Consider the following 24,653-nt stretch of genomic DNA (forward strand, 5'->3'; position numbering starts at 1 on the left):
ATCGCCGGCGACGTGGGTGATCTAGAGTTGCGCCGGATTTTAGCTCGGCTGGAGAATTCAACATGCGGGCCCATCAGATCATGACCCGACAGGTCATCACCACGACAGTCGATACTCCGATCGTACAGGCGGCGCGCACGCTGCTGTTACAGCACATCAGCGGGATGCCCGTGCTCGATGAAGCCGGCAAACTGGTGGGCGTCGTCTCACAAGGCGACTTCATGCGCCGCGCGGAGATCGGTACGCAACGCCGCCGGCCGCGGTGGCTGAAACTGCTGGTCGGGCCCGGGCGCGCGGCGGTCGATTTCGTTCGCGAACGCGGCCGCAAGGTCGGTGATGTTATGAACGCGCAGCCGATCACGGTCTCGGAGGACGCCACCCTGGAGGAGGTGACCGAGACAATGGAGAAAAATGACATCAAGCGCGTGCCGGTCATGCGAGGCGACGAGCTTGTCGGCATCATCACGCGCACCAACCTGGTGCAGGCCGTGCTTGATCTCGCCCGGGATGTCCCCGATCCGACCGCCGACGACGATCATGTCCGGAACCGGATTTTTGCGGCCATCGAACAGAACGATTGGACGCCGTTCGGCCTCGGCGTAACAGTGCGCGGCGGTATCGTGCATCTCAGCGGCGTCATCACCGACGAGCGGTCGCGCAAGGCAGCGATTGTCGCGGCAGAGAACGTCACCGGCGTTCGCAAGGTGCATGACCATCTGGTTTGGCTCGAACCGATGTCAGGAGTCTACGTGAACTCCCCGGAGGATGAGCAGGATTCGACGGCCGCGGCAGGCTAAACCCCTCTGCACCGAACAAGTCTTGAGCTTTACCTGGTCTTGGGACAAAAAGGCTTGTTCGATCCGTGGCCGCGCCCCCAGCGCCGTGATCCGCGGAGGGCTGACCTGAAGGCAAGGCGTGACCAACGTCGTCAAACCACACCCGGATGATGCCGAGCGAGACCTGCGCTTCCGCCTCGGAATCGAGCGTTCCGGGGTCGGGATGTGGGATCTCGATCTGCTGACCCGGGAAGTGACGTGGTCGGCAAATGCCGGCGAACTATTCGGCATATCCGGCAAGCAGGAGATCGCCTACGAAATTTTCCTTTCGCTGCTCGATCCACTCGACCGTGAACGCGTGAGAGAAGCAATCGCCCGCACGGCGGAAACGGGCGCCGGGCTTGACACCACTTTCTTCATCGCCGCGCGGCCCAACTCGCGGCACTGGATTCGCCTGCGCGCGGGCCTGGTGCGGACCGACGACGGCCGGCCGCACCATCTCACCGGCATTGCCTTCGATATCGACGAGGAAAAGCAGGTCGAGGAGGCATTGCGCATCCGCGAAACGCATCTGCGATCGATCCTGGAGACGATCCCCGATGCGATGATCGTCATCGACCGCCGCGGCGTCATGCAGTTTTTCAGCAACGCGGCTGAGCGGCAGTTCGGCTATGCGGCGGAAGAAGCGATCGGCCAGAACGTCAGCATCCTGATGCCCGAGCCGGATCGGACCCTTCACGATTCCTATCTTGAACGCTATCTCCTGAGCGGCGAACGGCGCATCATCGGCATCGGCCGCATCGTTACCGGCAAGCGCAAGGATGGCACCACTTTCCCGATGCATCTCTCGGTCGGCGAAATGCGCTCCGGTGGCGAACCCTATTTCACCGGTTTCGTGCGCGATCTGACGGAACAGCAGCAAACCCAGCACCGCCTCCAGGAACTGCAATCCGAGCTCGTGCACATATCCCGGCTCTCGGCAATGGGCGAGATGGCTTCGGCGCTGGCACACGAGTTGAATCAGCCCCTGGCGGCGATCAGCAACTACATGAAGGGTTCGCGCCGGTTGCTCTCGGCGAGCAATGACCCCAACCGCGAAAGAATCGAAAGCGCGATGGATCGCGCCGCAGAGCAGGCCCAGCGCGCCGGCCAGATCATCCGCCGCCTGCGCGATTTCGTCGCGCGGGGGGAGTCGGAAAAGCGGATTGAAAGTATTGCCAAGCTGATCGAGGAATCCGGCGCACTTGGGCTCACCGGCGCGCGCGAACAGGGAGTCAACTTGCAGTTCGAACTCGACCGCAAACACGATCTGGTGCTTGTTGACCGCGTCCAGATTCAGCAGGTGCTGGTAAACTTGTTCCGTAACGCGCTGGAAGCCATGGCGAGTTCGCCGCAGCGCCGCCTCGTGGCTTCGACAAGAGTGGTCGCTGACGACATGGTCGAGATCTCGGTTGCCGACACCGGTTCGGGCTTCGCCGAGGGCGTCGAGTCCAACCTGTTCCAGACCTTCTTCACCACCAAGGAAGCCGGCATGGGTGTCGGGCTTTCGATCAGCCGCTCCATCGTCGAGGCGCATGGCGGCAAGATGTGGGCTGAGAGCAATTCTTCCGGCGGCGCGACCTTCCGCTTTACGCTTCCCGGTGCACCCCATGAGAGCCTGACCGATGCCGACTAGAGGAAAAGTCTACGTTGTCGATGATGACGAGGCGATGCGTCACTCGCTGGAATTCTTGCTCGGCTCTGCCGATTTCGAGGTGATGCTGTTCGATTCGGCCCAGGCTTTCCTCGGCGCGCTTTCCGGCCTCGAATTCGGCTGCGTGGTCTCGGACGTACGCATGCCCGGAATCGGCGGCATTGAAATGCTGCGCCGCTTGCAGGCGCAGCATTGCCGCTTCCCCGTCATCATCATGACCGGTCACGGCGACGTGCCGCTGGCGGTGGAAGCGATGAAACTTGGCGCTGTCGACTTCCTCGAAAAGCCGTTCGACGATGGTCTGTTGGTGTCCATGCTCGAAGGCGGCCTCAGGCGCGCCGAGACCGAGGCGAAGAATGAGGCAGTGACACACGAAATCGCGGGCCGCGTCGCCAGCCTGAGCCAACGCGAACGCCAGGTGATGGACGGGCTGGTGGCAGGCTTGTCGAACAAGGCCATTGCCCGCGAGTATGACATCAGCCCCCGCACCATCGAGGTCTATCGCGCCAATGTGATGACCAAGATGCAGGCGGGCAGCCTTTCCGAGCTGGTGCGGCTCGCCATGCGGGCGGGCGCGCTGAAAGATTGAGGCAGATCAAGCCGCAATTCGCGAACTCTGTCATACAATCCGGATGCTTCGCGCCAATGAAACGCCATCTTGTGGGGGTCGGTGATGCCCGCTTCGCCGGCCAAAGCCATGATTTATATTGTCGATGACGATCCCGACGTGCTCGGCTCGCTGCAATTCCTGCTCGAGACGGAAGGATTCGACGTGCGGACGTTCAGGAGTGGCGCAGCGCTTCTCAAGGAGGACGCCGAAAATGCCGATTGCCTGGTGATCGACTACAAGATGCCGAACATGAATGGAATCGACCTGGCTGCGCGGCTGAGAAGCCGTGAGGTCCGGGTGCCCATCATCCTGATCACCGGCCAGATCGATCAAAATCTGCCGGACCGCGCCAGCGTCGCCGGCATCCGGCATGTGCTGCGCAAGCCTCACCTCGAGGAGAGCCTGCCCGGCCATATCAGAGGCGTGCTGGGGAATGTAAGCGCCGGCCTATAGCCTCCTCCAATACGATCAGCGGCTTCCGCCAAGGGCATCAGACCAAATCTCGGGGCCCATTGGCCACAATCGCTATGACGGGAATTCCGTCTCGACGATCTGCACGCGGTCGGCGTGAAGCAGCCACTGCGCGACCTTCTCCCCTTCACAGAATCTGGCCTTGGCAAGTTCGGCCGCGTCTTCGCTGGATGGGGCGTCAACCTCGATCGCGCTCTGGCAGATCTCAGCTTCATGGCCGTTTTCGCCCAACACTTTTTTCATGAATCGAGCAATGTAACGCGTCATGTTTCGACTCCACGTCTGACAACTCAAGGAGGTTGGGATCAAGCTACCACGCGGAATCCCAACTCCGCCTTGATCGAGCTCAAACGGCTGCGGAATGCACCCGAGTATCAGAGAATCTTTGGGAAATGCAGTGTCCCGGCCGCTGACAACTCCGGAAAGCTACGTAGGGGATTCCCCTTAAGGCATCGGACCAAATTTCGGGCTCCCCGGTTCCGGATTACAGCTTGGTCAACCCGGAACGTGGAGATGCCCAATGCTCAGCCAGTCAATCAGCACTTCTGCCCCCGGCGGCCGCAAGGTTGCCCCCGCGCCCGCTGCAACCACCGACCACTTCGACGTGTTGACCGGTCATGCTGGCCTCGTCGCGTCCGAATTCATCTACCGCAAGGACGAAGAGATCTACGGCGAGGACGAGACGGCCGAATATGTCTACCAGGTGGTCCGGGGCGCGGTGCGCACCTACAAGCTTCTTTCCGACGGCCGGCGCCAGATCGGCGCCTTCCATCTGGCAGGCGACGTATTCGGCCTCGAAACCGGCATGAAGCATCGCCTCGCCGCTGAAGCCATCCTCGACACGACGGTCCGTCTGGTCAATCGCCGCAGCCTGGAGCAGGCCGCGCACAGCGATGTTCGCGTCGCCCGCGATCTCTGGTCCATCACGTCGGGCGAGCTGCGGCACGCTGAAAACCACATGCTGCTGCTCGGCCGCAAGACCGCGATGGAGCGCGTTGCGACGTTCTTGCTCGAAATGGACCGCCGTCTGGCAAGAGCGGGCATGATCGCCCTGCCGATGTGCCGTCGCGACATCGGCGACTATCTCGGGCTCACATTGGAAACCGTGTCACGTTCGCTCTCCGAATTGCAGGCCAAGGGCGTGCTCGGGCTTTCCAGCGCACGGCAGATCCTGCTGCGCGACCGGCACCAACTGGCGGTTCTCAACTGTTGACTCCCACGTCGAAGCAAGCGGGACGATCCCCGCAGTGACCGGCGGCGACGCACGGCCTTTCACCGAACCACACACGCGCCTTCGCCTTCCCGCGGCGCGGAGGCGCCCGGGCTTTGCAAATCTCGTTGACCCTCTTGTGATGAGAGGGCGCAGGGGTGCCGGGTGCGCGCTGCACCCGCGGTCTCGTGCGCCTGATGCGCAAGCACAAAAAGGTGCACACGAGCATACAGGTGAAGCGGAGAACACTCCGGCATCCCCTGCGCAATGGTGTTACGGCTTACTTCGTGATCTTCCCGGTGGGGCGAGCTCGTTGTCACCGTCGCCGGCAGCTCATTCAAGAGTCAGCCGACTTGACGCCAGCCTACGCGGCGTCGGAACCACACGACTTGACCGTACGCGAACTGATCTCATTCGCCGGTGAGACCGTCGCGTCCATCGCAACCCCGCGCCCCACGTGTCGTGACGATGGCGATACGCCCCTCAAGCGGGCACGGGATGGGAGGGGTTATACTTCTGATTTTCAGAATTGTCAAGAGGGGCATTCCCGTGAATCGATCTGACGACCCAAATCGACTTGAGATTGCTGGGAAAATTAGTTTCAGGCGCAACGAATTGGGTGATGTTTCGGCTTAAGTTGCCTCTGCTTTGAAATCGGCGAAGTATTCCGAGGTCGGCGCAACCCCCGTCAGCAGCAGATGCTCGCGCGCCCTCGTGCAGGCAACATAGAGCAGTCGCCGCTCCGTCTCGTAGATTTCGTCCAGCTCCGCTTCATCCGCTGCATCCGAGACGCGTTCATCCAGCGGCAAGATGCCCTCATCGCAGGCCATGATGACAACTGCACGAAATTCCAGCCCCTTGGCGAGGCTCATTGGCGCGATCACCATTTCGGCTGCTCCCGCCAATCCATCGATGGCGGTTCGTGCGCGAGCGACAAGCTCAGGCATTCGCACAAACAGGCCTATCTCGTGAGGGGCGATGCCATCACCAAGCCAGACGTCAACCGCCTTCCGGACAGCTTCCGCCTCGGCCGTGACGTTCGGGAACGACTCCACTTCGGGCGGAGGTCCATCGAATACCGAGACAATGCCACGGCGTTCATCGTCCAACCCGTCGCTATCGCGCAAGACAGTCGGCAACAGCCGATCCGCGGCGCGGCGGATTTGTTGCGAGGTGCGATAGCAGACTTTCAGGGTATGAGATCGCCCGCGAACTTCGACACCGAGACTTGCCCATGAATAGGGATGCTGGAAAATGCGCTGGCCGATGTCGCCGGACAGGAACAGTCCGTTCACCTTGGCCGGTGCCAGCGCTGCGAAAAAACGCAACTCGGCCGGCGCCAGGTCTTGTGCTTCGTCGATGACCACATGGTCGAATGGCTTTGAAGGCTTCCCCTCAAGAGCCTTCGCAAGGTCGCTGAAAACACTGGCCCACGTCGTGTAGCGCTCCGCCATCAGCGCGGCGCGAACTGCCTCGAATACCGGCCACAGGCGCCCACGTTGATTAGGACCAAGCCGGCTCTTGCGACCCATCCGCTCGACGGTGGAATAGGCATCGAGCGACGAGATGCCCCAGGCATCAACGACGTTGGTCCACTCGGACAACAGAAAGCGTTCCGAAAAACCCTTAAGGCTGGCCGCCGCAGCGGCAGCGCGCAGCCGCTCGCGCAGAACAGTGTCCGATGCAATGCGGGGGCGTACGCCGTGTTCGAGTTGGTACATCTGTTCGGCGATTCCTCGGAACGACGCGGTCGTTATCCGGGGAACGACGCCACCCGTCTCGGGCGCGAGGACAAGGAGTTTTTTCGCCAAGGCATCAGCCAACGGCTGCGAAAAGCTTGCGAGCAATACTTTCGCGGCAGGATTTTCGCGAGCGAGTCGCACGGCGCGGTGCAGGGCGACAATGGTCTTGCCGGTTCCAGCCGATCCCGCCACGCGGGCCGGACCTGCGAAGGAACGCTCGACCAGCGCGCGTTGCGAGGGATGCAGGAAGACGCCCCACTTTTCCCACGGAAAGGCCAGCGCCTGCTCCAGTTCTTCCTGATCGGCGATCGGACGGATTCGGCGCAGTGCATCGGGATGGGTGAAGGGCGTTGAAGCCGCAGGCACGGGAGCCGGCGCCGGCAGCTTGCCGGTTGCGGCAAACTCGAGCAGCGCTTCGGAAGCCTCAGCTGGAAGGTGAGCCGCCAGTGCAAAGAAGCCGTCTTCCGTTGCGGCGCGAACATCGGCCAGCCAGTCGGCGGGCACACCGATCGACAGCAGCGCATTATCATCGAGTGATGAAAACAACAGCGTCGACGCTTCTGTTTCCTTCGCCTCCTCCTTCCCGGGTTCGGGGAACACAAAGTCGAATGTCGCCGGCGGTGCGACCTCCTCCACGCGCTCGCGGATTTCGACAATCTGGACCGCGCCGGTTCGGGGATGCGCCTCGATCCGCCGCCGTTCCGCCCAGGCATAAGCCGCGTCGTGGTGGTCGACATAGGCGACGAGAAGACTTTCCTTCGTCTTGTGTACGATCAGGCGGATGTCGCGATTGACCCTCGCCGACCAGAAGTTCGGATCCTTGCTATTATCGATCCGATGCAACTGGAGACCGGGACCGCTGCGATCCATCTGCAGGTCAAACACACTCGCCTTCACGGCCTTCTGGTCAACGCCGGAGAGGCGGTTGAACGATGCGGTGAAGGTTTCGGCGATCAGGAAGTTCATGATCGGCCAAGCGCGAATCTTACGCCCGCTTGTGCCAATAGCCCCAAACGACCCCGTTCGTGGCCCTCACCGCTCAACCAATTTGGTAGAAGCGCCCCCTGCGAGGCGAAGTGCTCAGTATGGACGACCACCACTTTGTCGTCGGTATAGGTAACCTCATTGAGGGGTCGCCACGATCCCGGGCGCGCCTTGGCAAAAGCTTGACGGCATGCGGTGACATAATTCCCCGCCGTGCCGAGCCCAAGCATGACAATCAATTTTGTCGGGTTCGGCAAGTCGCCAAGAAATTGAGTGGAGCAGTTTGTGAGAACTTTCCTGCCAAAATCACGCGCGATGAACTTGTCCAGCATGCCGCCGCCCGTGCCCTTCCACTGCTTGTCCGGCACCGTTTCCTTCGCATCCCGCCGCTCGACAGTGCATCGGATTAGGGACCCGAAGTGAAACCGACCATCGCGATCAGCTATCGCCTGATCCACGAGACGACTGTCAGGAGCCGTCAATAATCCAACGTGATGAAGGATTTTCGCCAGGTTCGTGCGGCCACCCCTGAAGGCAATCTGATCATGCGGCTGGCTGGACAGTGCACCGGCCTGGGTTGGTCCCTTGGAAAAGCCCATCACAACGAATTCTGGCCTAGGATTTCCCCAAGCCAGCGGATTGTTGGTTATCCGCCAGCCATCTTCCTCGGTTCGTGTTCGATCAAACGCATAGGCTTGGCCTCGGTGACAAAGAGCGCATTGAACGCGGCCATGCGCAGGAAGGTCAGTCATGCATCACACCCCAAATACCTTCATCACCTCGTCGCCGAAGTGGTTGATCACCTTCACCGCGATGCGGCGGTTCGCTGGCCGCGGGAACGGGCGCGAGGTGTCGGAATAGAGCGTCGCCCAAGCGTCCTCGTCGATCTCGGCCTGCAGCGCGGTCTTCAGGCTCTTGTAGGGATCGTTGGCGCCGAGGAAATAGGCGTGACGGACGAAAAAACTTTCCTCGTTATAGTCGGTGTCGATGAACCAAGCGGCGATGCCCTTGGTGTCATTGGAGCGGATATCGCCGGTGTTGGGATCGAACACGTCGACGCCGTTGACCTTGACCCTGATCTCGGGACCGCCCTCGTCGAGCACTTCCACGTCGGGCTCGCCGAACACGACGAACATGTTGCCGCGACCGGTGTTCTTCAACTCCTTCGACATATGCATGTCGGGGTTAATGCGCGCCTTCAGGATTTTGAGGCTACCCAAACTGTCTAGCTCCGAGGAATGGGCGTCAAAATTGAAGGCGCAGGCGATCAGCACGTCGAAGCGGCAATCGGCGGCCTCGCGCGCCGCAGCAACAATATCCTGCCGTCCGACGGTACCGTACTCGGGACCGATCAGGATCGCGGCTCGGCGTTCCGGGCCGCTCTCGCCTTCGATGAACGTCCCACTGGCACCAATGAACTTTTTGCCTGGCCACGGCGTAAGGCTTTCGAAGGTAATGCGGCCTCCCTTCTCTTGCTGCTTGACACCTTCGGACTTGAGATAGTCTATCACGATAGCCGCAAAGTCCTGCCCAGCCAGATCCGCATCGGCTGCAGAGCGCTTGCCCTCCGCGGCGTCGAGGAGGTCGATCAGTTCCTCTTCGCTTGCGGGCAATGCACGGTGTGGCGAGAGGCTCTCCACCGTGAAAGGACCCGCAACACGGACGCGGGCATTGTCAGTGTAGGGCTTGTCGTAGAGGTATTCGACATCGGCGCGCGCGGCGATGCTGGCGTCGATCTCGCGTTGGCGGGTGATTCGTGCTTCCCACCATTTGGCGTGCGGCTCGGCAGCCGAGGCCGGCGTACCGGTGGGAAGGTCGCGCGGGACCTGCCACTCTTCCCAATTACTCTTGGTCGCCTTATTGATCGCTGCGCGCAGCGGCTCGAGTACCGCCTGCCACTTCTCCCAGATGTCGTCGATTAGTGGGTTGTTGGCGATCGATTTTAGCGTGATATGCGGCACTCGCTCGTAGACGAAACCCTGCCGGATATCGTTGTGTGTCGGTGTATCTGCCGGCGCCCGCAGAGCAAGTGCTCCTTCCTTCTCACGACCCTCGCGACTATCTGCAAGCAGATACCATGGATAACGAGCTGCAATAACGCGCGTACGCGCTAATGTCAGCGCAACACGACTCGTATCAACGGTAATCCAGCGTCGACCCCATTGCTCAGCCACATAAGCGGTAGTGCCTGACCCGCAAGTGGGATCAAGCACGAGGTCTCCAGGATCGGTAGCCATTAGGACGCAGCGTTCAATGATCTTGGGCGACGTCTCCACTACGTATCGCTTCTGATCAAGATAGCCAGCACGCGTAGTGTCAGCCCAGATATTGTTGATGGGTTCAATTGAAAAATCAGAAAGGTATCTCACGTACCGAATACTGTTCGTGGATGCATCAATTCGCTCAGCGAGTGCCAGCCTATGCATGCCCTGCAAATGAGTCTTCCAATGTGAGTTTCGCGGTGGCTGGTACTGTCGACCTTGAAACGTAAACGGTAGCGACCCGTCTGGCGTCGCACCTTGAGAAGAGATATTGTCCTGATAGTACGGATCGATAGGTTCTCCAGCGGCAAGGCGGCGCGCAACTTCGTCTTTGCCCAAATCGACCTTTTGTCCGTCTTGCAAGCGCGCCCTTGAATGTGACCAGCCTCCGCCCCCCCGTAGTTCGCGCATTACGTAGGGTTGTCGATATTTCACCCTTTCGGCTGACTTTGCATACCAAAGTACTAGATCAAAAACGCGCCCGAGGCCGATGGTAGACTGACCGCCGGTTGTGACGAAGGGCACCATGTTTAGGAAGTTCGTGTCCCCAAACACCTCGTCCATTACCGCCCGCACGCGATGAACGTTTTCGTCGCCGATCTGAACGAAAATTGACCCGCTATCAGTCAATAGGTCGCGCATAACACTAAAGCGATCATGCAAATAGGAAAGATAGCTGTGGACGCCATCCTTCCATGTGTCACGAAACGCCCTGACCTGCTCCGGCTCGCGGCTGATATCAAACTGCTTGCCATCCTTGACATCACGCGATTGCGTCGATACCTGCCAATTCGAATTGAACTTGATGCCATAGGGCGGATCGAAATAGATGCACTGCACCTTGCCGCGCAGGCTTTCACGCTCGGCAAGGCTCGCCATCACCTGCAGCGAATCGCCCAAGATCATGCGGTTCGACCAGTGCTGGTCGTGCTGGTAGAACTCGGCGCGCTGGTCCGGCTCGATTCCGTTGAAGTCGGCGAACAGGTCGGGCGCATCGCTCTGCGCCTCACGCTTCTCCGCAGTCCGCCGCTTCAAATCGTCGATGATCGCCTTGGGGTGAATCTTTTCCTGGATGTAGAGCGGCGGCACGTTGACGACGAGGTCGGACCAGTCCTGCCTGTCTTTGCCGCGCCAGACCAGTTGCGCGTCCGACAGCGTCAAGGTGCCGGTCTCGGCCAGTTTCTTCATCTGTTCGTCGGTGATGGTGATCTTCGCGCCGTTCCAGATCAGTTCCGGCGCGCGCGGCTCTTCGGCTGTGCGCTTCGCCCCCTCAGCCAGCGGCCGGCTGCGCGGATAATGCTTGGGAGGCATCGGTGAGGCATCCTCGTCGCGCCGGAAGAAGCTCTCCATCTCCGCGGTCGGAATATTGCGCCGGCTCGCGGCGTCATGCTTGAGCGCGTCGACCTGTTTGGAAGATTTCGGCGACTTGGGTGATTTCGGCGAACGAGCCATCAGGCGGGGACTTTCTTCATCAAACGATCAACCAGTTTGGCGAAATCTTCGTCCATCGCCGCCCAGTCACGAAATTCCTCGAATCGCCAGCGCCCAAAGCCACCAAGCGCATTGACGCCCGGCACCCACAGGTCGCGCGTGGTCTGCGCCTTGGCCTTGTCGCTCTCGTCCCTGTCACCCTTGACTTCGAGGATCAGGTTCAGCGGTTCATCGCCGCCGATATCGAGCCGGACGAGGAAATCGGGAACGTAGCGGCGCATCACACCGGCGTCGAGGTAGGGGATGTCGAACCCCATCGCCTGGTTCTTGGCATAGGCCAGCACACGCGGATGGTTTTCGAGGGTCAGGGCAAGCTGCTGTTCCCAACTGCTGTCTAGCACGACATGGCTGATCTGACACTTCGGCGGCTGCGCGCCGGTTTTCCACACCGGCTTCGAGGTGATGAAATTGACGAAACGCGTCGAGCCCTTCGGATTGTAGGGATCGAGCACTGCCAGCAGTTTCCCCTCGCTGCCGCGCGTCAGCGCGATGTCGATCTTCTCCGCAGCGCGCTTGAGCTGGTCCTGATACAAGATGGCGCCGATCGGGACACCCCTCGTGACCAGATAGCCTTCGTCCAGCCATCTCCGAGCGATGCGCTGGATCTGCGGAAACAGATGCTGCCTGGGAATATTCTCGTCATCGCGAAAGTTCGCATAGAGCAGATACTTGGCAAGGTTGAAGCTGATCTCGGAAGGGCGCAACCGCTCCAGCACCTGCGGCGTGATGGTGACGCCGGCGCCGACGATACCTTCCATCACCACCGCAGTCGGGCCGATGTCGAGAGGCGTGATTTCCAGCCGGCTGTCCGTGGTGAATTTGGCTTCCAGCCTGTCGGACGGCAGGTCGCGGCGATAGCCGCTGACTCGCGGGAAGACGATCTCGAACTCAGCCCTCTCCCTGATGGCGTGGACGCGGGTGACCGGCTTTGGCGCAACCGGCTTCGTCTTCTGCGGTGAGGATGCGAAGTCGAACGGAATGCCCATGATGTCGGCATACTCGACGTCGAACAAGCCGGTGTTCGGGTTGAGGTCGTAGGACTGGCGGCGCAGGCCACGGCCAACCACCTGTTCGCACAACAATTGGGTGCCGAACGCGCGAACGCCGAGAATATGGGTCACGGTGTTGGTGTCCCAACCCTCGGTCAGCATCGACACCGAGACGACGCAGCGGATTTGCTCGCCGAGCCGGCCCGGGCGACCGACGGTGTTCATGACCTCGCGCAGGAGATCGCTCTCGCTGGTTTCACCGTGCACGCTGCCGGCACCCTCGCGCGCCGCAAGCTCACGCTTGAACTGCTCGATCTCGGGGCCCGCGGCGTCGCGGAAACCCTTGTCGAGGGCATCGCCGGACTCAAGCTGGCGCGAATCGATCAGCAACGTCCGCGGGCGAGGAAGGCGCCGTCCCTGGTCGTCATAGTTCCGGAACCGTTCGAGATGTCCGGCATGGAAGGCAGCGCGTTCGCCCTCCTCCGCATCGCCGCGCTCGAAGCCGGCGATCCATTCGAACACCAGCTTCGAGATCGCCGTGTTCTGGCACACGACGATGAACACCGGTGGCACTCCGATGCCAGCGCGTTCCCAGCGATCGAACTCGCCTTCATAGTGGCTGTAGAGCGCGTTGAGCGCCGTGCGCAGCATGTTAGGGAGATCGAAGGGACTCAGCTTGTTGGCGGCCGCTGCGGTCTTCGGCAAATCCTTACCGATCTGCTTCCACAGATGACGATAGACGACCGTATCGGTCTGCACGAGATTGTCGGTGACTGGGATGCGGGGCAGCTTGACGATGCCGCTCTCGATCGCGTCCATCAGGCTGAAGTCGGACACCACCCAGGGGAACAGGGTGCCTTCTTCATAACCCGAGCCGCGCAGGAAGAAAGGCGTTGCGGAGAGATCATAGACTGCGCGCAAGCCCTTCGACAGTTTGCGGCCAAGCGCCTCGATGCCGTTGATCCAGAGCCGGGCGGCCTCCTCGTTTTCGGCAGCCTCCTTCTTGTCTTCTCCCGTCAGGGGACCTTCGACATCAGCGCCGACCTTGTGCCGATAGCAATGATGCGCCTCATCGTTGAGGACGTTGACGCGGTCGTAGTTCAGCAGCTTGCCGCAGGCCCGCGCCAGCATCTCGGCGTCGGTTTCCGTGGTCTTGATCGGCTCGGGCGCGTTGCCTTGCAGGAAACTGCGCGCGACTGCGGGCAAGGACATGGTCTCGCGGTGCTGAAACGAATGGTAGTTGGTGATCACGATTTCGGCGCGGCGGATTTCCGGCAGCATTTCCGGCGGGACGATTTCGCGGGTCTCATAATAGTTGTCCGGCTCGCTGGGAAGCAGCACGCGAAGCCGGTCGCGGATGGTGATGCCGGGGGTGACGATCAGGAAAGCGCGCGAAAAGTCCTTCGAGTCCTTGCGGGCCGCGTTCACCGCCTGCCAGGCGATCAGCATCGCCATCACGGTGGTCTTGCCGCTGCCGGTCGCCATCTTCATGGCGAGGCGGAACAACTCGGGGTTGGCTTCCGCGTTGGCTTTTTCGAGTTGATCCAGCAGTCCCTTGGTCGCGGCGCGTTTCGGCGCAACCTCGGTCAGCCAGATGATGGTTTCGACCGCCTCGATCTGACAGAAGAAGGGTTGCTGGGCGCTGAATTTGTGGTGCCGCCAATGTTCGAGCAGCCGCTGTGTCGCGCCGGTGACGCCCCAGTCGGCAGGATTGCGCAAGGCGCGCCAGCTTTCGAGATAGCCGCGAATTTCGTTGATGAGGGCGTGGTCGGTATAGGTCTCAAGATCGAGCGAAGCCTGATTGGCCGACGCCTTCTTCCTCGAGGCCGGAACAGGCACGATCAGGCGCGACGGGCGACGCCCGCGCCTCGGCTCGCCTTCAATCGGCTGGCCGTTGTCGTCGAGAGGATGGTGCAGTTCCGGTGCCCGATAGGGCGAGTTCAAAATCGGCCGTTCGTAAAAGCTGCTCAATTGTGACGTCCGCCCCGTAATTTTCTTCGCATGAATTAATGCGATGCAATGCTTCGAGGCAACCGTCATGTGGACGGCTGCAGACGATACTTTAGGTTGAAGATTTCGGATGAGCCATCGGATAATGGCATCGAAATGCCCTGGCTGGGGCGGGAGGGATCGAACCTCCGAATGGCGGAATCAAAATCCGCTGCCTTACCGCTTGGCTACGCCCCAACTGGCGACGGATGCGGCGGCGAGTTGGCTCGCTGGATGCGCCGGTCCGGCAACGCACGGTCTATAGAGAGCGGTGGGGCATTTCAACCCGCCTTCGCCCGAAGGCGGGCTTCGGCGCGGCAAGCCCGGCTTCGCCAACTGCCATCGTCCGAAAGGCGGGCTTCGGCGAGGCAGGCCCGGTCCGGACGGCTAGCCTTTATATTGGGTGTACCTTGTGGCCATCCTTCGAGACGCCCGCCTTTCGGCGGGCTCCTCAGGATGAGGTCCGAGACGCCCGCCTTCGGCGGGATCCTCAGGATGAGGCCGGCGTGTGTTGCGGCGGCGTTGCAGGTTCCGGAATGAGGCCTTCCCGGGCCGGCCGCGCGGAAAGCCGGGGCATTTGGCGCCGTCCTCGTCTATGCTGCCGGCAGGCGCCCATTGAGACGCCTGCGGTTTCGTGATACGGCAGCGTATCACCCCCTTTTCCGAGCCGAGTACCCGCCATGACCTATCGCGCACCGATCAACGACATCCTGCTGGCGCTCAATCATGGGGCGGGGCTCGGGAAAGCGGTGGCGGCCGGGCATTATGGGGATTTCGACGCCGACATCACGGCGGCGGTGCTGGAGGAAGCCGGCAAGTTCGCCGGCGAGGTGCTGGCGCCGCTCAATCGGGTCGGGGACGAGCACGGCATCAAGCTCGCGGACAAACAAGTGACGACAGCGCCGGGCTGGCCGGATGCCTACAGGCAATGGGCGGCGGCGGGGTGGAACGCGGTGTCGGGGCCGGAAGCGTTCGGCGGGCAAGGCCTGCCGCTGGCGATCAACGCCGCCTGCACCGAAATCTGGAGCGCGTCGAACATCGCCTTCGGCCTCTGCCCGCTGCTGACGCTCTCGGCGATCGAGGCGCTCGATGCGCATGGCAGCGAGGAGCTGAAGAAGATCTATCTGGCAAAGCTGGTGTCGGGCGAATGGACCGGCACCATGCAGCTCACCGAGCCCAATGCCGGCTCCGATGTCGGCGCGCTGCGCAGCCGCGCCGAGCGCGCACCCGACGGGACGTATCGCCTGAAGGGCACAAAAATCTTCATCACCTATGGCGACCACGACATGACCGACAATATCGTGCATTTCGTGCTGGCCCGCCTGCCCGATGCGCCCGCGGGCACGCGCGGCATCTCGCTGTTCCTGGTGCCGAAATTCCTGGTGAATGGCGACGGCTCGCTCGGCGCGCGCAACGACATCTATGCCTCTGGCGTCGAGCACAAGCTCGGCATGCATGCCTCGCCTACCTGCACGATGACGATGGGCGATGCCGGCGGCGCGATCGGCTACCTGATCGGCGAAGAAAATAAAGGCATGGCCTGCATGTTCACGATGATGAACCAGGCGCGCCTCGCCGTCGGCCTCGAAGGCGTCGGCATCGCCGACCGCGCCTATCAGCAGGCGCTGGCCTTTGCGCAGGAGCGCAAACAAGGCCGCGCGGTGGGGAAAAAGGGCGACGGGCTCGATCCGATCATCGTGCATCCCGACGTCAAGCGCATGCTGATGCAGATGCGCAGCATGACGGCGGCGGCGCGCTCGATCTGCTACGCCACCGCGGTGGCGCTGGATGTGGCCGCGCGCGCTGGGGATGCCAAGGTGCGGGCGGATGCGGCGGCGCGCGGCGCGCTGCTGACGCCGATCGCAAAGGCGTTTTCCACCGATATCGGCAATAAAGTCACCTATCTCGGCGTGCAGGTGCATGGCGGCATGGGGTTCATCGAGGAGACCGGCGCCGCGCAGCATTATCGCGACGCGCGCATCACCACGATCTATGAGGGCACCAACGGCATCCAGTCGATCGATCTCGTGACGCGAAAACTCGCGGCGAATGGCGGGGAATCGGTGTGGGCGCTGCTGGAAGAGCTCTCCGCTATCGTCAAGCAGGTGGAGGCCTCGAACGATCCGGCGTTCGGCACCACCGGCGCCAAGCTGCGCGAGGCGCTGGGTTCGCTCGAGCGGAGCAGCAAATGGCTTTTGGAGCGGATGGCTTCCGCCCCCAATGACGCGCTCGCGGGAGCAACGCCCTATTTGCGGCTGTTCGGCGCAACGCTCGGCGGCTGCATGCTGGCCGGCGAAGCGCTGGCGGCGAAGAGCCATGGCGAAGCCGAGCCGGGACGCTATGTGGCGGTGGCAAGATTCTTTGCGGAGAACGTTTCGGTGCAGGCCGGCTCGCTGGAGAAGACGGTGATGGATAGCGCCGACGCGGTGAACGGCGCGGATGCCGTGCTGCTGGGTTGACCGTAGGGTGGGTTAGCGAAGCGTAACCCACCATCGCGCGTAACACTCCGATGCATGCGGCGGATTACGCTGCGCTAATCCGCCCTTCGGACTGAGGTAGCGCCACATCTGCGGTCGTCATCCCCGCGCATGCGGGGATCCAGTACGCCGCGGCTTCCCGGCTTGATCACTGCTGCCTCTGGAATACTGGGTCGCCCGGTCAAGCCGGGCGATGACGGGTGAGTGTGTCGCGCCGTCATTGCGAGGAGCTCGCGACAAAATTGCGAAGCAATTTTGCGCTGAAGCGACGAAGCAACCAGCTTTCTTGTTGCAGCGAAGGAAGCTGGATTGCTTCGCTCCGCTCGCAATGACGGGCACCCGTATAAAAATCATTGACTTATATAAGCCATGGCTTTTACCTTGCCGCCGGCAGCAAGGGAGTATCGCCATGAATATCGACATCGCCCGCGTGCTGGGCGCGGTCACGCGTTCGGTTCGCAATTTCGAGAAGGATGGCAAGCCGGCGAGCGCGGTGACGCTGACGCGGCTTTACGACACCGATCCGGAGGATCTGTGGGACGCGCTGACCAGCGCCAAGCGCATTCCGCGCTGGTTCCTGCCGGTCGAGGGCGAATTGAAGCTCGGCGGAAAATACCAGTTGAAGGGCAATGCGGGCGGCACGATCACGGCCTGCACGCCGCCGGAGCATTTTGCGGCGACCTGGGAATTCGGCGGCGGCGTGAGCTGGATCGATGTCCGGGTCAGCCCGGAGCGCGGCAAGGCGCGCATGACGCTCGAGCATACGGCTGTCATCGAGGATCACTGGAACCAGTTCGGCCCGGGCGCCGTCGGCATCGGCTGGGACCTCGCCGTGACGGGACTGGAGCTGTATCTTTCGACCGGCGCGGCGAACGATCACGAGGCGGCGGAAGCCTGGATGGGCACGGACAACGGCAAGGCGTTCATGAGCGAGAGCGGCGAGTCCTGGCGGGCGGCGCATGTCGAAAGCGGCGTCGATGCAGCTTCAGCCAAGGAGCGCTCGGACCGCACCATCGCCTTCTATCGCGGCGAGCCGCCTGCCGGCGTCGCCCATCCCGGCACGGGGAGCTGATGCACGCCTTCGACGTCCTCTCCGATCCCGTGCGCCGGCGCGTCCTCGAACTGCTCGGCGGCGGCGAGATGGCGTCGGGCGAAATCGTGGAGGCGATCGGCGCCGAGTTCGGCATCACGCAGCCGGCGGTCGCGCAGCATCTGAAGGTGCTGCGCGAAAGCGGATTTGCAAAAGTGCGCGCCGAGGCGCAGCGGCGGCTCTATTCGGTCGATGTTGCGGGGCTACGGGCGGTCGACGAATGGGTCGGGCGCTTCAGAAGTTTTTGGGAGCCGAAGCTGGATGCGCTGGCGACCGAGATCGCGCGCGGAAAGCGCGAGCGGCGAACGCGGCCGATCGCGGCGCGGAAGGGAAAGCGGGCGTAGCTCAGCTGTCGCCAAGCACGATTCTGTCATTCCCCGCGCATGCGGGGAATCCAGTACGCCGCGGCCTCTCGATTCAATTACAGCCGCCTCTGGAATACTGGATCGCCCGGTCAAGCCGGGCGACGACGAGTGGGCTCTACTATCCCAGCGGCTTGAGCCCCGCCTCTATCGCGGCGCGGCGCGGCTCGAGGAATGGCGGCAGCGCGAGCTTTTCGCCGAGCGTTGCCATCGGCTCGTCGGTGGCAAAGCCGGGGCCGTCGGTGGCGATCTCGAACAGGATGCCGTTGGGCTCGCGGAAATAGAGGCTGCGGAAATAGAAGCGGTCGATCTCGCCGCTGTTGCGGATGCGCGCCTCGTTCAGCCGCTGCGTCCAGGCGTGATACTGCGCCTCGTCGGGCGTGCGGAACGCGACATGGTGCACGCCGCCAGCGCCCTGCCGCGCCGCCGGCTGCTCGCGGTCCTCGATGACGTGAAGCTCGGCGGCGGGACCGCCCTCGCCCATCGCGAACACGACCATGCGCGCGCCGTGCGCGGCATATTCGCGCGCGCGACGCATGTTCATGACGGATGTCAGCACGTCTTCGGTGCGCGCCAGATCGTGCACGGTGAGCACGATCGGGCCCAGCCCGCGGATCTGGAATTCCGCCGGCACCGAACTCTTCGCCCACGGCGAAGCCGAACCCGCGCCGCCGTCGTCGATCAGCGTCAGCCGCTGGCCCTCGCCGTCCTCGAACGGCAGCGACAGCCGCCCGTCGACCTCGACGATGTCACGGACGTTCACGCCGGCCTGCTTCAGCCGGTCGCGCCAGAAGGAAAGGCTCTGCTCGCCGTTCACGCGCAGGCAGGTGCGCGAGATGCTGTTGGTTCCACGTCGCTCCGGCGGCAGCGGAAAATCGAAAAAGGTCAGGTCCGTGCCCGGCCGCGCCTCGCCGTCGGCATAGAACAGATGATAGGCGCTGACATCGTCCTGGTTGACCGTCTTCTTGACCAGCCGCATGCCGAGCAGCCCGGCGTAGAACGACAGGTTCTCCTTCGGCCTCGCCGAGATCGCGGTCAGGTGATGAATCCCGGTTAGCTGCATCACATAATCCTCATACCGGCTTTTCGGGAAAAACCGGCCCGATGGCTTGGCCTTGGCGGGCTTCATGTAGGATACTGCCAGAGGACTCGCCAGCGGCACCGCCGCCGGCTTTTCCGGGGACGGCCGCAATGACCGAGCACCTGATAGTCGCCGACGAACAAGCAACGCGCGTGATCACGCTGCGGCGCCCGGAAAAGAAGAACGCGCTCACGCAAGGGATGTACCGCGCGATGAGCGATGCCATCGACACGGCACAGAACAACCCGGACATTCGCTGCCTGATCATTACCGGCGGCTCCGGCGTGTTCACCGCCGGCAACGATCTGGATGATTTTCTGACCAGTGGCAGGCCGAGCGTCGATACCGTGATGGCGTCGAACGCGGTCAAATTCCTCCATTCGCTGGCGCACAACGTCAAGCCGATCATCGCCGCCGTCGACGGCGTCGCAGTCGGCATGGGCACCACGATGCTGTTCCACTGCGACTATGTGCTGGCGAGCAAGACGGCGACGTTCTCGACGCCGTTCGTCAGTCTCGGGCTGGTGCCGGAAGGCGCCTCCAGCCTGCTGATGCCGCGCACCATGGGGCATCAGCGCGCCTTCTCGATGCTGGTGATGGGCCGCACCATGGACGCCGATGAGGCGCGCGAAGCCGGCTTTGTCAACGTGGTGGTGGCGCCCGGCCATACCGAAGCGGAGGCCCGCAAGGCCGCGCGCGACATCTGCGCGCTGCCGGCCGAGGGAGTCGCGATCTCGCGAAGACTGTTGAGGTTGCCGCCGGAAGACATGACGCGCCGGATCGACCAGGAGACCCATCTGTTCGCCGAGCGGATGCGTTCGAAGGAGGCCGTTGCCGCGTTCAAGGCCTTCTTCGCGCGCAAGAAGGAAGAGTGAATTCGTGAAATCGTCGCGGCGATCTCCTAATGTAGCGTCATGAAAATCCGCAGCCTTACGATCCTCGCCGCGCTCGCGCTGTCATGCGTGCCGGCGTCAGCCCAAACCGCCGCACCCGTCGATCTGCGCATGCTCGCGATCAACGACTTTCACGGCTATCTGCGCCCCGCCCCGGGCGGCATCCGGATCGCCGATCCCGCCGACAAGGCCAAGAGCATCGTCGTCCCCGCCGGCGGCGCCGAGCACATGGCGACGCTGGTCAAGCAGCTCCGCGAGGGCCACAAGAACACGATCTTCGTCGCCGCCGGCGACCTGATCGGCGCGAGCCCCTTCCTGTCGGCGATGTTCCATGACGAGCCGACGATCGAATCGCTCGACCTGATGGGCCTCGATGTCGCCTCCGTCGGCAATCACGAATTCGACGAGGGCAAGGACGAACTGCTGCGGATGCAGAACGGCGGCTGCCATCCAAAGGACGGCTGCCAGGGCCCGCATCCCTTCCTCGGCGCAAAATTCCGTTACCTCGCCGCGTCCACGATCGAGAAGAGCACCGGCAAGCCGCTGTTCCCGGCCTACCAGATAAGGGAGTTCGACGGCATTCCGGTCGCCTTCATCGGACTGACGCTGAAGGGCACGCCGCTGATCGTCGCACCCGACGGCGTCGCCACCCTCGAATTCCGCGACGAGGCCGAGACCGTGAACGCGCTCGTTCCGGAATTGAAGGCGCGCGGCGTCGAGGCGATCGTGGTGCTGATCCACGAAGGCGGGCTTCCCACCGGCGACTACAACGAATGCCCGGGCATTTCGGGGCCGATCGTCGAGATCGTGAAAAAGTTCGACAAGGCCGTCGACGTCGTGGTCTCCGGCCATACCCACCGCGCCTATGTCTGCGAGATCGACGGGCGGCTCGTCACCTCGGCCGACAAATACGGCACCCTCGTCACCGCCATCGACCTCAAGCTCGATCCGACGACGCGCGACATCGTCAGCGCCAAAGCCGACAACACCATCGTCCGCATCAATACGCTAGCGAAAGCGCCGGAGCAGACCGCGCTGATCGAATCCTATGACAAGCTTGCCGCGCCGATCGCCGGCCGCCCGGCGGGATCGGTCACGGAAACGCTGTCGCGCGCGCCGAACGGCGCCGGAGAAAGTCCGCTCGGCAATATCATTGCCGATGCGCAGCTCGCAGCTACCGCGAGCGAAAAAACCGGCGGCGCGGTGATCGCGCTCACCAATCCCGGCGGCATCCGCAGCGACGTCACGCGCAAGGATGACGGCGCCGTGAGCTATGGCGACGTCTTCGCCGCCCAGCCGTTCCGCAACCAGCTCGTGACGATGACGCTGACGGGACAGCAGATCAGGCAGGCGCTGGAGCAGCAATGGACCGACCCGAAGCGGCCGCGCATCCTCCAGGTCTCCAGAGGATTCAGCTATAGCTGGGACAACAACAAGCCGAACGGCGAGCGCATTGTCGCCGAAAGCATGACGCTGAACGGGCGGCCGATTGACCCGGCTGCGTCATATCGCGTGACCGTGAACAACTATCTTGCGGTCGGCGGCGACGGTTTTACGGCGCTGATGGGCGCCGATCAGCTCACCGGCGTCTACGATGTCGACGCGCTCTATGCCTATTTCCAGGCCAACAGCCCGATATCCCCGGGGCAGACCGGCCGCATCGTCCGGATAAATTGAACCGGCCGGACCCCTGCCTTCCGGAACACGCGGCAAACAATAAGGTTAGCCCTCGTTCGCAAGTTGCGCTAAACGGCGGGAGTCCCGCCTGTATGATGCGGGACCCATGAAAAGACCGACCGTATGACCACGCTCCTGTTGACCCATCGGGCAAGCCTCGATCATCTCACCCCGCCGGGCCATCCCGAAAGGCCCGACCGTATCCGCGCGATCGAGGAAGTGCTGGGCAACGGCCAGTTCGGCGCGCTCGTGCGCGAACAGGCGCCGGAAGGCTCGCTCGATCAGGTCACGCTCTGCCACGACGGCCATTACATCGAAGAGCTGCATCACATCTCCCCGAAAGACGGCATCGTCTATCTCGACGGCGATACCTCGATGTCGCCGGGCACCTGGGAAGCCGTCATGCGCGGCGTCGGCGGCGCAGTGGCGGCGACCGATGCGGTCATTGCCGGCAAACACAACAACGCCTTCGTCGCGACACGGCCGCCCGGCCATCACGCCGAGAGCAACAGGCCGATGGGCTTCTGCTTCTTCGATCACGCCGCGATTGCGGCGCGCCACGCCCAGCGCAAGCACGGCATCGCGCGCGTCGCGGTGGTCGACTTCGATGTCCACCACGGCAACGGCACCCAGGAAATTTTCTGGGCCGATCCCACCGTGATGTACTGCTCGACGCATCAGATGCCGCTGTTTCCGGGCACCGGCGCCACGCGCGAGCGCGGCGAGCACGACAACATCGTCAACGCGCCGCTCGCTTCGGAAGACGGCAGCGCCAAATTCCGCGCCGCATTCGAAAACCTGATCCTGCCGCAGCTCACCAAATTCAGCCCCGAACTGATCATCATCTCCGCGGGCTTCGATGCGCATCACCGCGATCCGCTGGCCTCGATCAATCTGAGGGGCGAGGATTTCGGCTGGGTCACGCGCAAGCTGATGGATGTCGCGGACGCCACCGCCGGCGGCCGCGTCGTGTCGGTGCTCGAAGGCGGCTATGATTTGCAGGGGCTGAAAGAGTCGGTGGCAGCGCACGTCACCGCATTGATGGGCGCGTAAATCCCCGCCACAATGCACCCGCAAAACTTCGCTTGATTCCGGGAACACCAAATGGCCGAAAACACCCAAGCCGATGTCAGCAAGCTTACCTTCGAGCGAGCGCTCGAGGAGCTTGAAACCATCGTGAAACGGCTCGAGGACGGCAAGGTGCCGCTGGAGGAATCGGTTGCGATCTACGAGCGCGGCGAAGCGCTCAAGCGGCGCTGCGAGGAACTGTTGCGGCAGGCCGAGGCCCGCGTCGACAAGATCACTACCGGCGCCAATGGCGAGGCCACCGGCACCGAGCCGCTTGACGTGAAGTAAACCGCCGCTGCACCGCACCCGTTGATGTCGGGGTAATTGGTCGCACAACGCGAAATGGCCGCGAAATAGCTCTTGGCGCTCGGCGCAGGCTGCTATAGTCCCCCGGGAGCCGGGGACCAAAGTTGCGCGTTCAGCATCGCCATATCATCTATATCCAGGGATACGATCCGCGCGGGCTGGCGCAGTATTACCGCATGTTCCGGACCGAACTGCGCAAGTTCGGCCGGCTCTATCAGCTCTCCGCCACCGTCGGCCGCCCGAAGGTCATAGCCGACGACGAGATCGCCTCCTGGAGCATCGAGACCAAAGGGCCCGACTGGCAGACGCGGACCGACTACGATTTCCTTCGCTTCGAAGACTTCATCCAGGACGATCTCGCCGCACCGATCTGGCGCACGGTTCTACATGCGGCGTGGATCTATTTGCGCCTGATCCTGTCGGGCACTATCGCGCGCTTCACGAAGGCGAACTGGCGTTTCACCGCCTTCATCACCTATCCGCATATCGTGGTGCTGCTGGAGGCGCTTGGCGCGGCTGCCATCGCCTTCGTGTTCGAAACCGGTCTCGACGCACTCGGCCTGCCAAAGCTGTTCAGCATCGGCGCCGCGGCCGCCGTCTTCGTCGCGCTGATGGGCGTCGTGCTGAAATACACCGAGAACAACACCTATGCGCTTTATCTGCTCTCGGACACGATCTGGACCTGGGAGTTCTCCCGCCGCGATCGCCCGGAATGGGATGCGCGCATCGACCGGTTTGCAAGGCATCTGATCGAGGTGACGAAAACCACCGACGCCGACGAGATCGTCATCGTCGGCCACAGCTCGGGCTCGTTCCTCGGCACCGAGATCCTGGCCCGCGCGCTAAAGCTCGATCCCGAACTGGGGCGGCGCGGATCGCGCGTGATCCTGCTGACGCTGGGCGGCAATTATCCGATCGTGGGCTTCCACAAGGTCTCGCGGGAATTCCGCGACCATCTGCGGCTGCTTGCGATCGAGCCGTCGATCGACTGGATCGACTGCCAGGCGCGCAAGGATGTGATGAATTTCTACCAGTTCGACCCGATCGAGAGCCACGGCATCAAGCTCGGCCCGGAGCGCCGCAATCCCACCATCGTGCCCATCCGCTTTCGCGACCTGGTGAGGCCTGAGCACTACAAGCAGTTCCGCTGGCAGTTCTTCCGCATGCATTTCCAATTTGTAATGGCGAACGAGCAGCCGAACGCCTATGACTTTTTCATGATCGTATGCGGGCCGGTCCCCCTCACCAACCGCATGGCCATGCCGGACGCGGCGCTCGCGATCGCCACCGGCGACGCTCCTGCCCGCGAATGGGCATGGAAACAGCTCGAAAATGCCCGTTTCGGCCATGCAGATGCGGCGGAAGCCGGCGAGACGGAACCAACGGCCCGCCGGCGCGGTTAACCCTCTACGGCTTGATTTGCCCGCGCCGGTGGCCCCTTTCGGGTCCGCCGGGTTGGCTTTGAGGCCGGGTTTAGTGTAAA

General features: G+C 62.6%; 19 protein-coding genes and 1 tRNA gene. 13 read left to right on the forward strand and 7 right to left on the reverse strand.

The genetic code is table 11. The annotated features are described in order from the left end of the window. Nucleotides 1-62 precede the first annotated feature (62 nt). From JQ628_RS26925 to JQ628_RS26940, 4 genes are all read left to right on the forward strand, one after another. Nucleotides 63-797: a CBS domain-containing protein gene (locus JQ628_RS26925; protein ID WP_212227247.1), complete on the forward strand. Its 735-nt coding sequence runs from the start codon at nt 63-65 to the stop codon at nt 795-797. Between the two features lie 118 nt (nt 798-915). Then, nucleotides 916-2,451: a sensor protein FixL gene (fixL, locus tag JQ628_RS26930; protein ID WP_212227249.1), complete on the forward strand. Its 1,536-nt coding sequence runs from the start codon at nt 916-918 to the stop codon at nt 2,449-2,451. Continuing rightward, nucleotides 2,441-3,058, forward strand: a complete 618-nt coding sequence (gene fixJ / locus JQ628_RS26935; protein WP_212227258.1) for a response regulator FixJ — start codon at nt 2,441-2,443, stop codon at nt 3,056-3,058. The genes fixL and fixJ overlap by 11 nt, the downstream gene beginning before the upstream one ends. Before the next feature lie 84 nt (nt 3,059-3,142). Continuing rightward, a complete protein-coding gene (locus JQ628_RS26940) occupies nt 3,143-3,532 on the forward strand; it encodes a response regulator transcription factor (protein ID WP_212227260.1) in 390 nt (129 codons plus the stop codon). A 72-nt stretch (nt 3,533-3,604) separates the two neighbouring features. Here the strand turns inward: JQ628_RS26940 and JQ628_RS26945 are convergent, their stop codons facing one another. Continuing rightward, on the reverse strand, nt 3,605-3,817 hold the full coding sequence (locus tag JQ628_RS26945) for a hypothetical protein (RefSeq protein ID WP_212227262.1): 213 nt from the start codon (nt 3,815-3,817) through the stop codon (nt 3,605-3,607). A 253-nt stretch (nt 3,818-4,070) separates the two neighbouring features. Here JQ628_RS26945 and JQ628_RS26950 point away from each other — a divergent pair, with 253 nt between their 5' ends. Next, the gene (locus JQ628_RS26950) at nt 4,071-4,763 is read left to right on the forward strand and encodes a helix-turn-helix domain-containing protein (protein ID WP_212227264.1); all 693 of its coding nucleotides are present in this window, start codon (nt 4,071-4,073) and stop codon (nt 4,761-4,763) included. A gap of 629 nt (nt 4,764-5,392) precedes the next feature. Here the strand turns inward: JQ628_RS26950 and JQ628_RS26955 are convergent. From JQ628_RS26955 to JQ628_RS26975, 5 genes are all read right to left on the reverse strand, one after another. Beyond that, nucleotides 5,393-7,468 carry a UvrD-helicase domain-containing protein gene (locus JQ628_RS26955; protein WP_212227266.1) on the reverse strand — a complete coding sequence of 692 codons (2,076 nt, stop codon included), beginning with the start codon at nt 7,466-7,468 and terminating at the stop codon, nt 5,393-5,395. Next, nucleotides 7,465-8,238: a hypothetical protein gene (locus JQ628_RS26960; protein WP_249128470.1), complete on the reverse strand. Its 774-nt coding sequence runs from the start codon at nt 8,236-8,238 to the stop codon at nt 7,465-7,467. The genes JQ628_RS26955 and JQ628_RS26960 overlap by 4 nt, the downstream gene beginning before the upstream one ends. Before the next feature lie 3 nt (nt 8,239-8,241). Beyond that, nucleotides 8,242-11,199, reverse strand: a complete 2,958-nt coding sequence (locus tag JQ628_RS26965; RefSeq protein WP_212227268.1) for a site-specific DNA-methyltransferase — start codon at nt 11,197-11,199, stop codon at nt 8,242-8,244. Continuing rightward, nucleotides 11,199-14,198, reverse strand: coding sequence for a BPTD_3080 family restriction endonuclease (locus tag JQ628_RS26970; RefSeq protein ID WP_212227270.1), 3,000 nt, complete (start codon nt 14,196-14,198; stop codon nt 11,199-11,201). Before JQ628_RS26970 ends, JQ628_RS26965 begins: the two co-directional genes overlap by 1 nt. 141 nt (nt 14,199-14,339) lie before the next feature. Further along, nucleotides 14,340-14,414 (reverse strand) — tRNA-Gln (locus JQ628_RS26975). Nucleotides 14,415-14,896: 482 nt separating this feature from the next. Between JQ628_RS26975 and JQ628_RS26980 the strand changes: the two genes are divergently transcribed. The 3 genes from JQ628_RS26980 to JQ628_RS26990 all read left to right on the forward strand — a co-directional run bounded on the left by JQ628_RS26980 (nt 14,897) and on the right by JQ628_RS26990 (nt 18,127). Then, nucleotides 14,897-16,675 (forward strand): acyl-CoA dehydrogenase, encoded by a 1,779-nt coding sequence (locus JQ628_RS26980; RefSeq protein ID WP_212227272.1) that lies wholly within the window; start codon nt 14,897-14,899, stop codon nt 16,673-16,675. Nucleotides 16,676-17,102: 427 nt separating this feature from the next. Then, a complete protein-coding gene (locus JQ628_RS26985; RefSeq protein ID WP_212227274.1) occupies nt 17,103-17,765 on the forward strand; it encodes an SRPBCC family protein in 663 nt (220 codons plus the stop codon). Continuing rightward, a complete protein-coding gene (locus JQ628_RS26990) occupies nt 17,765-18,127 on the forward strand; it encodes an ArsR/SmtB family transcription factor (protein WP_212227276.1) in 363 nt (120 codons plus the stop codon). The genes JQ628_RS26985 and JQ628_RS26990 overlap by 1 nt, the downstream gene beginning before the upstream one ends. A 139-nt stretch (nt 18,128-18,266) precedes the next feature. Here JQ628_RS26990 and JQ628_RS26995 read toward each other — a convergent pair whose 3' ends face one another. Next, on the reverse strand, nt 18,267-19,208 hold the full coding sequence (locus JQ628_RS26995) for a ring-cleaving dioxygenase (RefSeq protein ID WP_212227490.1): 942 nt from the start codon (nt 19,206-19,208) through the stop codon (nt 18,267-18,269). A gap of 128 nt (nt 19,209-19,336) precedes the next feature. Between JQ628_RS26995 and JQ628_RS27000 the strand changes: the two genes are divergently transcribed. The 5 genes from JQ628_RS27000 to JQ628_RS27020 all read left to right on the forward strand — a co-directional run bounded on the left by JQ628_RS27000 (nt 19,337) and on the right by JQ628_RS27020 (nt 24,573). Then, on the forward strand, nt 19,337-20,101 hold the full coding sequence (locus tag JQ628_RS27000; protein ID WP_212227278.1) for a crotonase/enoyl-CoA hydratase family protein: 765 nt from the start codon (nt 19,337-19,339) through the stop codon (nt 20,099-20,101). A gap of 39 nt (nt 20,102-20,140) precedes the next feature. Then, a complete protein-coding gene (locus JQ628_RS27005; RefSeq protein ID WP_212227280.1) occupies nt 20,141-21,796 on the forward strand; it encodes a bifunctional metallophosphatase/5'-nucleotidase in 1,656 nt (551 codons plus the stop codon). Nucleotides 21,797-21,919: 123 nt separating this feature from the next. Then, nucleotides 21,920-22,849, forward strand: a complete 930-nt coding sequence (locus JQ628_RS27010; RefSeq protein WP_212227282.1) for a histone deacetylase family protein — start codon at nt 21,920-21,922, stop codon at nt 22,847-22,849. Between the two features lie 51 nt (nt 22,850-22,900). Then, nucleotides 22,901-23,152, forward strand: coding sequence for an exodeoxyribonuclease VII small subunit (locus JQ628_RS27015; RefSeq protein ID WP_212227284.1), 252 nt, complete (start codon nt 22,901-22,903; stop codon nt 23,150-23,152). A gap of 122 nt (nt 23,153-23,274) precedes the next feature. Then, entirely contained in the window at nt 23,275-24,573 is a 1,299-nt protein-coding gene (locus tag JQ628_RS27020; protein WP_212227286.1) for a hypothetical protein, read from the forward strand. The last annotated feature ends 80 nt before the right edge of the window (nt 24,574-24,653 follow it).

Origin of the sequence: Bradyrhizobium lablabi, from assembly GCF_018129385.1 — a bacterium.
Lineage (GTDB): Bacteria > Pseudomonadota > Alphaproteobacteria > Rhizobiales > Xanthobacteraceae > Bradyrhizobium > Bradyrhizobium lablabi_C.

Coding starts and splice junctions, on each gene's coding strand:
- JQ628_RS26925 (WP_212227247.1), top strand. CDS start 63: ATGCGGGCCCATCAGATCATGACCCGACAGGTCATCACCACGACAGTC.
- fixJ (WP_212227258.1), top strand. CDS start 2,441: ATGCCGACTAGAGGAAAAGTCTACGTTGTCGATGATGACGAGGCGATG.
- JQ628_RS26940 (WP_212227260.1), top strand. CDS start 3,143: ATGCCCGCTTCGCCGGCCAAAGCCATGATTTATATTGTCGATGACGAT.
- JQ628_RS26945 (WP_212227262.1), bottom strand. CDS start 3,817: ATGACGCGTTACATTGCTCGATTCATGAAAAAAGTGTTGGGCGAAAAC.
- JQ628_RS26950 (WP_212227264.1), top strand. CDS start 4,071: ATGCTCAGCCAGTCAATCAGCACTTCTGCCCCCGGCGGCCGCAAGGTT.
- JQ628_RS26955 (WP_212227266.1), bottom strand. CDS start 7,468: ATGAACTTCCTGATCGCCGAAACCTTCACCGCATCGTTCAACCGCCTC.
- JQ628_RS26960 (WP_249128470.1), bottom strand. CDS start 8,238: ATGACTGACCTTCCTGCGCATGGCCGCGTTCAATGCGCTCTTTGTCAC.
- JQ628_RS26965 (WP_212227268.1), bottom strand. CDS start 11,199: ATGGCTCGTTCGCCGAAATCACCCAAGTCGCCGAAATCTTCCAAACAG.
- JQ628_RS26980 (WP_212227272.1), top strand. CDS start 14,897: ATGACCTATCGCGCACCGATCAACGACATCCTGCTGGCGCTCAATCAT.
- JQ628_RS26985 (WP_212227274.1), top strand. CDS start 17,103: ATGAATATCGACATCGCCCGCGTGCTGGGCGCGGTCACGCGTTCGGTT.
- JQ628_RS26990 (WP_212227276.1), top strand. CDS start 17,765: ATGCACGCCTTCGACGTCCTCTCCGATCCCGTGCGCCGGCGCGTCCTC.
- JQ628_RS26995 (WP_212227490.1), bottom strand. CDS start 19,208: ATGCAGCTAACCGGGATTCATCACCTGACCGCGATCTCGGCGAGGCCG.
- JQ628_RS27000 (WP_212227278.1), top strand. CDS start 19,337: ATGACCGAGCACCTGATAGTCGCCGACGAACAAGCAACGCGCGTGATC.
- JQ628_RS27005 (WP_212227280.1), top strand. CDS start 20,141: ATGAAAATCCGCAGCCTTACGATCCTCGCCGCGCTCGCGCTGTCATGC.
- JQ628_RS27010 (WP_212227282.1), top strand. CDS start 21,920: ATGACCACGCTCCTGTTGACCCATCGGGCAAGCCTCGATCATCTCACC.
- JQ628_RS27015 (WP_212227284.1), top strand. CDS start 22,901: ATGGCCGAAAACACCCAAGCCGATGTCAGCAAGCTTACCTTCGAGCGA.